This window comes from Streptomyces turgidiscabies Car8, from assembly GCF_000331005.1.
Classification (GTDB): Bacteria; Actinomycetota; Actinomycetes; order Streptomycetales; family Streptomycetaceae; genus Streptomyces; species Streptomyces turgidiscabies.
The window spans coordinates 1-8,472 of sequence record NZ_AEJB01000339.1 but is presented as its reverse complement, the minus strand read 5'-3'; the positions used below and the strand labels follow the sequence as shown (position 1 = coordinate 8,472).

The 8,472-nt window shown below is 69.4% G+C and carries 6 protein-coding genes and 1 tRNA gene; 5 read left to right on the top strand and 2 right to left on the bottom strand.

Translation table 11 applies throughout. From position 1 onward, the window contains the following. Positions 1-22: 22 nt before the first annotated feature. Complete coding sequence (locus STRTUCAR8_RS22790) at positions 23-1,159, bottom strand: ABC transporter ATP-binding protein (protein WP_006378278.1); 1,137 nt, start codon at positions 1,157-1,159, stop codon at positions 23-25. Between the two features lie 226 nt (positions 1,160-1,385). On the opposite strand from STRTUCAR8_RS22790, the gene STRTUCAR8_RS22780 reads away from it, so the two are divergent. Together STRTUCAR8_RS22780 and STRTUCAR8_RS22775 are read left to right on the top strand one after the other, a co-directional pair. Continuing rightward, positions 1,386-1,459, top strand: a tRNA-Thr gene (locus STRTUCAR8_RS22780). A 68-nt stretch (positions 1,460-1,527) separates the two neighbouring features. Beyond that, a complete protein-coding gene (locus STRTUCAR8_RS22775) occupies positions 1,528-2,025 on the top strand; it encodes a GNAT family N-acetyltransferase (RefSeq protein ID WP_044472693.1) in 498 nt (165 codons plus the stop codon). Positions 2,026-2,073: 48 nt separating this feature from the next. On the opposite strand, the gene STRTUCAR8_RS22770 is transcribed toward STRTUCAR8_RS22775, so the two are convergent. Then, positions 2,074-2,961 (bottom strand): aminoglycoside phosphotransferase family protein, encoded by an 888-nt coding sequence (locus STRTUCAR8_RS22770; RefSeq protein ID WP_006378280.1) that lies wholly within the window; start codon positions 2,959-2,961, stop codon positions 2,074-2,076. A 33-nt stretch (positions 2,962-2,994) separates the two neighbouring features. On the opposite strand from STRTUCAR8_RS22770, the gene STRTUCAR8_RS22765 reads away from it, so the two are divergent. From STRTUCAR8_RS22765 to STRTUCAR8_RS22755, 3 genes are all read left to right on the top strand, one after another. Next, a complete protein-coding gene (locus STRTUCAR8_RS22765) occupies positions 2,995-3,660 on the top strand; it encodes a rhomboid-like protein (RefSeq protein WP_044472692.1) in 666 nt (221 codons plus the stop codon). A gap of 11 nt (positions 3,661-3,671) precedes the next feature. Then, on the top strand, positions 3,672-5,096 hold the full coding sequence (locus STRTUCAR8_RS22760; RefSeq protein ID WP_044472696.1) for an NAD(P)/FAD-dependent oxidoreductase: 1,425 nt from the start codon (positions 3,672-3,674) through the stop codon (positions 5,094-5,096). Between the two features lie 137 nt (positions 5,097-5,233). Next, positions 5,234-8,443, top strand: coding sequence for a hypothetical protein (locus STRTUCAR8_RS22755; RefSeq protein WP_044472695.1), 3,210 nt, complete (start codon positions 5,234-5,236; stop codon positions 8,441-8,443). Positions 8,444-8,472 lie beyond the last annotated feature (29 nt).

Sequence of the window (8,472 nt, the reverse complement as noted above, 5' to 3'; positions counted from 1 at the left end):
CCCTCGGTGTTCAGGTCGCGTCTCAGTCGGTGAGGCGCTCGCCCGTGGAGGTCGAGAACACGTGGATCTCGCCCGGACGAGGCACGACGTGCAGCGTGGCGCCCTTGTCCGGGACGGCACGGCCGCTGACGCGGACGACCAGGTCCTTGGTGTCCTGGCCGACCTTGGCGCTGCCGTAGACGTAACCGTCTGCGCCCAGCTCCTCGACGACGTTCACCGTGACGGCGAGACCGGCCGGGGCGTCCGCGGAGTCCTTGGTCAGCGCGCTGGCGGCGGCACCGTTGTGCTCGACGACGTCGAAGTGCTCCGGACGGACACCGACCGTGACAGTGGTGTCACCCTTGTCGGAGGCGGCCTTGAGAGCCTCACGGTTGACCGGGACGACCGAGTTGCCGAACTTGACGCCGCCGTCGGTGATCGGAACCTCGATGAGGTTCATCGCCGGGGAACCGATGAAGCCGGCCACGAACAGGTTCTTCGGACGGTCGTACATGTTGCGCGGGGAGTCGACCTGCTGGAGCAGACCGTCCTTCAGCACGGCCACCCGGTCACCCATGGTCATGGCCTCGACCTGGTCGTGGGTGACGTACACCGTGGTGATGCCGAGACGGCGCTGCAGCGACGCGATCTGCGTACGCGTCGACACACGGAGCTTGGCGTCGAGGTTCGAAAGCGGCTCGTCCATGAGGAACACCTGGGGCTCACGCACGATGGCGCGACCCATGGCGACACGCTGACGCTGACCACCCGAGAGAGCCTTCGGCTTACGGCTGAGGTAGTCCGTGAGGTCCAGGATCTTCGCCGCGTCCTCGACCTTCTGGCGGATCTCGGCCTTGTTGACGCCGGCGATCTTGAGCGCGAAGCCCATGTTGTCGGCGACCGTCATGTGCGGGTACAGCGCGTAGTTCTGGAACACCATCGCGATGTCCCGGTCCTTCGGCGGCAGGTGCGTGACGTCGCGGTCACCGATGCGGATGGCGCCGGCGTTCACGTCCTCGAGCCCCGCGAGCATGCGGAGCGAGGTGGACTTACCGCAACCGGACGGACCGACGAGGACGAGGAACTCGCCGTCCCCGACCTCGATCTCCAGACCATCGACGGCGGGCTTCTCGGTGCCCGGGTAGATGCGGGTCGCCTTGTCGAACGAAACAGTGGCCATGGGTACTAGGCCCCCTTCACCGGCAGGAACGTGCCGGACGATCCGTAGTGGAAGGTGGTGTAGTCCACAGACGTGGACTGAATCTGGACGGTACCCGGCGTTTCGCCGTCTGTCAGTAGGTGGAGGACTGTGAACTTCGCGGAAATTTTCGAGAAGGGACCGGCCAGGGCCTGGGTACACTGCTCGGGCACGCATGCCTGCACAGTCTGTGCACGCGCGCGGGCGCGCCTCCTTAGCTCAGTTGGCCAGAGCAACGCACTTGTAATGCGTAGGTCATCGGTTCGAATCCGATAGGGGGCTCAACCGCCCAGGTCAGCCCCTCGCTGGCCTGGGCTTCTTTGTGTTCGGGGCTGTGTGATGCTGGCCCGATGACTGAGCAGGGTGAGGTTGTGATCGTCCGTTGGCCGGGGCAGGACTCTGGCGAGGGCGGGCCGGCCCGGTTGTTGGCGGACTATCACCTGCGGACCGAGGCCGAGAAAGGTGTGGCCGTCGGTGGTGTGGAGGGGTTGCCGGGGCGTTATCTGGCGGAGGTGTCGGATCCTCGGAGCGCGTTCCGCGACGATGTCGTGCTGGTGGCCGTGAGCGGGGGCGTTGCCGTGGGGTGTCTCGTGGTGACCGGCCCTGTCGGTGGACGGGCGGAGATCAAGCGGCTCTGGACGGATCCGGGGTTCCGGGGGCGGGGTGTCGCGTCCGGTCTGCTCGGGGCGGCGCTTGCGTGGGCTGCGGACGGGGGTGTCAGCAGCGTGCGGTTGTCCGTGTGGGAGTGGCGGACCGGGGCCATCGGGCTCTACGAGCGGTTCGGGTTCGTCGTCACCGAGTCGTGGGACGGGCGGGAGCGGCTCGTGTGTATGGAGCGCGCGGTGTGAGGGGGCGCGGGTGCCTAGGGTGTCGGTGTCTGTGCCGGGTGTTCTGGGTCAGGCCTGGCGCAGTCGGTGGGCCAGCTCCAGGTCCTGTTCGTCCAGGGGGTCGCCGTCCTTGATGGTCCACAGGGCGTTCTGGAGTACTCGGGCGAGGGTCCAGGCGCGGGCGCGTTCGCGGTCGAGGGAGAGGGCGTCTGTGAGGGCGTCGAAGCGCCAGACGACGTCGTCCGGGTCGAAGCGGTTGTTGAGGGCGGGCCAGAGGTCGAAGGCGGGGTCTCCGGCGAGGGGTTTGGGGTCGATGGCGAGCCAGGGGGCTCGGTCGGCGGTGAGGACGTTCTCGTCGTGGAGGTCCCAGTGGAGGAGGCGGTCGCCGGGGTCGGGGGCGACTTCGCGGAGGGCTGCGGCGCAGTCGGCGACAAGGGTTCGGGTAGAGCCGTACGGAGTCCGGGCGAGGGCCCAAGGGACCTGGTCGAGCATGCGCTGGGCGATGTCGTCGAGGCGGCGGATGCCGGGTGGGGCCGGTTCGGCGGTGAGGTGGGCGAGGAGGCCGGCGATGACCAGGGTGGCTTCGTGGGCGTCGGGGTGGTGGGACAGCATGCGGGTGTGGTCGAGGCGCTCCAGGAGCATGGTTCCGGTGGCGGCGTCGTGGTCGAGGAGGCGTACGGCGTGGTCGCCGTTCCAGTGGCGCAGGGCGGTCGGTTCGCCTTCGCTCTCGTCGTCGAGGAGCTGGAGTTTGAGGACGGCGGGGGTGTCGTCGGGTCGGCGGACCGGGAGGACGAGGGCTGTCACGCCGTGCATGGAGGGGCCGTCGAGGCATAGGTCCCAGCGGTCGAGGAAGTCGGCGGCGCGGGCGGGGAGTGCGGTGATGAAGGCGCGTCCCGCGTCCCCGTTGTGTTTGAGCTGGGTGGCGGCCAGTTCGTCGGGGATGTGGATGCGGTTCACCGGGCGACTGTATGTGCGTGCGTAAATTGGCGCATGCGATTTCCGGTGGGCCCGCGTCGGGTGTGGGCGTACGTCCGCAGTGCTCCGGGCACGTACGTGTGGCTGTTCGTCCTGTTCGTCACGACGGTGGCTGTGCATCACATGTCGGCGGAGTTCCAGGAGGAGTTCCTGCGGCAGCGGTCGACGAACATCAACGAGTTGTCGGACCATCCGGTGCGGGTGTTGATCTCCAGTGCGATGTGGATCGACGGGTGGTGGACCCCGTATCTCGTTCTGTACTCGGTGTTTCACGCGCGGGTCGAGCGGTGGTTGGGGACCGTGCGGTGGCTGGTGGTGTGGGTGAGTGCGCATGTGCTGGCGACGTTGGTGAGTCAGGGTGCGGTGTGGCGGGCGATCCGGGACGGTTCGGCGCCGGCGTCGGCGGCGGACACGATGGATTTCGGGGTGAGTTACGGGCTGGCGGGAGTGGTGGCCGTGCTGGTGTACCGGATCGGTCGGCCGTGGTGGCGGTGCGTGTATGTGGTGGGTGTTCTCGTCGTGTACGGGGTGCCGCTCGTCGTGTCGCGGACGTTCACTGATCTGGGGCATTTCACCGCTGCGCTGGTGGGGTTCGCCTGTTGGCCGTTGACGCGTGGGCGGGATGCGCGGGTGTGGAAGGCGAAGCGGACAAGGGAGACACCGGGGGCGGTGAGGGGTTAGCGTCCGGCGCTATGAGCAGCGCGGATGGCGGTTCGGGTGGGGTCGGTGGGCCGGTGAACGGTCGGGTTTCGTTCTGGTACGCGCAGGACGGGTTGCCCGTTCCCCGGGGGCCTCTGGCCGGGGACGCGACGGCGGATGTGGTGGTCGTCGGGGGCGGCTATACCGGGTTGTGGACGGCGTACTACCTGAAGAAGGCGGCGCCGTCTCTGCGGATCGTCGTCCTGGAGAAGGAGTTCTGCGGTTACGGGGCTTCCGGGCGGAACGGGGGCTGGTTGTACAACGGGATCGCCGGGCGGGACCGGTACGCGCGCGTGCATGGGCATGAGGCCGCTGTGCGGCTCCAGCGGGCGATGAACGACACCGTCGGGGAGGTGGTGCGGGTCGCTGGGGAGGAGGGCGTCGATGCCGATATCCGGCGTGGGGGTGTGCTCGAAGTCGCTTGTACCCCCGCCCAGTTGGCGCGGTTGAGGGACTTCCACGAGGTGGAGATGTCGTACGGGGAGGACGACCGCGAGTTGTACGGCGCAGGGGCGACGGCGGAGCGGGTGCGGGTGGCGGGTGCTCTGGGGTCGTCGTGGACGCCTCATGGGGCGCGGTTGCATCCGGTGAAGCTGGTCAGGGGGCTTGCGGCGGCTGTCGAGGCGCTGGGTGTCGTCGTTCGTGAACGGACGCCGGTGACGGAGATCCGGGCGGGGCACGCGGTCACGCCGTACGGGACGGTTCGCGCGCCGTATGTGCTGCGCTGCACGGAGGGTTTCACGGCCTCGTTGAGGGGCCAGCGGCGGACGTGGCTCCCGATGAACTCGTCGATGATCGCGACGGAGCCGTTGACGGACGCCCAGTGGGAGTCGGTGGGCTGGGCGGGGCGGGAGGCGCTGGGGGACATGGCGCACGCCTATATGTACGCGCAGCGGACGGAGGACGGGCGGATCGCGTTGGGCGGGCGTGGGGTGCCGTACCGGTTCGGGTCGCGGACGGACAACGACGGGCGTACGCAGGCGGCGACGGTGGAGGCGTTGCGGGAGATTCTTGTGCGTTTCTTTCCTTCGCTGGGTGGGGTGCGGGTGGCGCATGCCTGGTCGGGGGTGTTGGGGGTGCCGCGGGACTGGTGCGCGACGGTGACGCTGGACCGGTCGTCGGGGCTTGGCTGGGCGGGGGGTTATGTCGGTTCGGGGGTTGCGACGGCGAATCTCGCGGGGCGGACGTTGCGGGATCTGGTGCTGCTGGATGCGGGGCAGGGCGGGCGTACGGAGCTGATGGGTCTGCCGTGGGTGGGGCACCGGGTGCGGAAGTGGGAGCCGGAGCCGTTGCGGTGGGTGGGGGTGCGGGGGATGTACGCGACGTATCGGGCGGCGGATCGGCGGGAGTCGGCCGGGGGCGGGGAGCGGTCGTCGCGGTTGGCGCGGGTGGCGGATCGGGTGGCCGGGCGCCATTAGGGGCCCTGTTTCCCTCCGGATACTCGTGGGTGCGTTGTCACACCTGTGTGCGAGCATCGCCTCAACGACCGATGGTTCAGGGGGATCCTTTGTCCGACGACGACTGCTGTCCGTCCGGGAGACGAGGGCGGGTGGGCATGTACCCGGCCGTGTTCGTCGCTCTTCTCTCGTTGTTCGCCTCGTTGCTGACCCTCACCGGGGCGAGTCCCGCTGTCGCTGCCGGCGTTGCCGACGAAGAGTGTGCGCCGCTCGCGCTCGCGTCGTTCGGTGATCCGGGTGACGCGGTCGGCAAGGTGACCGTGGCGGCCCAAAGCAGCGCCTGCTTCACGGTCACGGCCGCGGCGGCGGGCCTGTATCTGATGTCTGTGGAGGACAGCCACAACGACGCGTACACGCAGATGTACGACGCTGACGGGGCCGAAGTCGACTGCTACGACGAGGAGATCTGGGCGGCCGGCCGCTGCCAGGTGCCTGCGGCCGGGACGTACACCGTCAAGGTCGTCAACAATGGCTGGGTCGACGACGAGCAGGTCGAGGTCACGGTTGTCCCGCTCGGCTCGGCCACCTCGGGCTGCTTCGACGCCGTTGGTACCGACTGGGACCTGCCCGTCGTGAGCCGGATGTCGGTGAGCGACCTGGAGGTCGACTGTCAGGCGTTCGAGGGCAGGGCCGGTGAGCGCGTCCGGCTCGTCCACGGGACGAAGATCTACGGCGAGACGAGTGCGTGGATCACCGACGCGACCGGTGCCCGGATCTGCCCTCGGATCACGGAGGACGACGAGGACACCCGCAGTTGCCTGTTGTCCGGCGACGGTCCCTACCGGGTGATCTCCCAGGTGACGCACGCGCAGGACGGTTTTCCCGCCGAGTACGCGGTCAAGGTGCGGGCGCTGACCGACCCGCAGGGCTGCCGGACGGTGTCCGTGCGCCCCTTCGGGCCGTTGAAGGGCCTGGATTTCCGGGCCGACTCCTGTTTCACCTTCGCCGTCGACAGGGCCGGAACCCATCTGGTCCACGAGGTCGACGAATTCTCCGCGAGCCCCGTCCGTGTGTACGACGCGGCCGGGAAGATCGCCTGTGAGTGGGCCGACCCCTGTCGGCTGCCCGCCGCGGGCACCTACACCGCGATTCTCGACGACACGTATCCCTTCCATGCCTTCGCCGACGATCTGGTCGTCCTCGACCGCGCCTCGGACGCCGGGTGTGTGGCCACCGGGACCGGTGTGTACCGGGGTGAGCTGAGCACGGTCGGGCAGTACGACTGTCTGGCGTTGGATGTCCCGCGGGGCGCCCACATCGCCGCGCTCACCCCGCTCTCCGCCACCGGGGTGGACACCGAGCTCGCGGTCTACGACCGGGAGGGAGTGGCGCAGTGCGACGCGGCGGAACTTGCCGACGGTGACTGCGCGTTGACCGGTACGGCGCCCTATCGGGTGCTGGTGCACACCGAGGACGAAGGTGAGGATGCCACCGGTCCGTACTCGATCGCCTTCCACCGCACCGACGCCGCGGACGACTGCCCGGTGCTGCCCGCCGGCAGCTTCGCCGCCGACGGCGCGAAGGCCGTGTTCGGTACGGGTGACGGGGTTTTCTCACGGTGCTTGAGCATTCCCGCCGACGCGCACACGGACGCGGAGCTCCTTCAGCTGATCGGCACGTCCGGGGGTGTACCGGCGAAGTTCTCCGTGCTGGACGCCACCGGCAAGAAGATCTGCGACCGCCCCGCCACCGGTAACGGCTGGTCGCTGTGCCGGCTGACCCCGGGCGTGGCCCACACCGTGCTGGTCACGGGCCGGGACCTGGCTGCCACGTACACGCTGACCCGGCGTGATGTGACGGCGACCGCCTCTTCGGCGGGCTGTACGAGGGTTGGCGCGGCGAAGGTCGGTGGTCCGTCCGTCGCCGGTACGTATGGCGACCCCGGCACCCTGAACTGCCACCAGGTCACCACCGGCACGGCTACCGACGTCCTGCACCTCGACGTACGGGACACGCTGGGCACCGCCAATCTCGTGGTGTTCGGCGGAGACGGCACCCCCGAGTGTTCCTTCCGCAACCGTTCCTGCGCGGCCACCGGGTCGGTCACCCACCAGGTCGTCGTGCAGACGCCGGCCACGCTGAGGGCCTCACCCGTGTATCACTTGGACGCCCTGCGCATCGCGACCGCCGACGGCCCCGCGCCGGAGTGCACCAGGGTCGCGTCGGTGTCCTACGGCTATGGGCCGGTCACCGGCACGCTCGACGAGTCGCACACCGCGGTGTGTGCGGTCCTGCCCACCGCTGGGTACGACCGTTTCGACGCGGAGATCACGGACACCACGGGGGCTACGGACACGGCGGTGCCCGCGCTCTACAACAGCGCCTGGAGCAACGGCTGTTCGTTGTCGACCTCGGGCCCCCAGTGTTCGGCGGGGGGCTCGACCACCGGGTCGTCGCCGTCGCTGTTCGTCCTCGGCCTGCCGGAGAAGGCGTCCCGCACGGCCTACAGCGCCAAACTGACGTGCGCGTCCACGCTGTGCGGTCCGGACCGGGTGAGAGTCGACGGGGTGAGCCCCGTCACCGGTGCCGCCGGCGGCAAGGTCACGCTCACGGTGACCGGCACCGCGCTGCCGGCAACCGCCACGGTGCGGCTGACCCGCAACGGCCAGACCCTGACCGCCAAGGCGGACTCGGTGTCCGCGGACAACCGGACGCTGACCGCGACCCTCGATCTGACGGGTGCGCCGGTCGGTGACTGGGGCGTCAGCGTGCTCGCCTCCTGCTGCGAGTTCCTGAGCGGTACCTTCACCGTCACCGAGCCCCAGCTGACGAACACGGTCGCCCCCAAGGTGACCGGGACCGTCAAGGTGGGCGCCAAGGTGACGGCGGCGCCCGGGAGTTGGTCGGCGACTCCGTCCTCGTACACGTTCCAGTGGAAAACCGACGGCCAGACGGCAGTGGGGGCTACCGCGTCCACGTACGTCGTTCCCGCCGGGCAGCTCGGCAGGAAACTCAGTGTGACCGTCACGGCGGTCAGGAGTGGCTGGAAGAGCGGGTCGGCGACCTCGGCCGCGGTGGCTGCGGCCAGGGGGGACGCGCCGAAGGCGACGAAACTGCCGGTGATCAGCGGGACGGCGAAGGTCGGAAGGACGCTCAAGGCGTCGGCCGGCACCTGGACTCCGGCGGCGACGTCATACGCGTACCAGTGGTTCTCGGGCGGTCAGGCGATCGCGGGGGCGACCAGGTCCTCGCTCGTACTGAAGGCGGCCCAGAAGGGCAAGAAGATCACCGTGAAGGTGACCGCGCGCCGGACCGGTCACAAGGACGGGGTCGCGGTGAGCAGGGCGACGGGGGCGGTCGCGCGGTGAGTCGAGGCGGCCGGTGCGGTCGGCGGCAG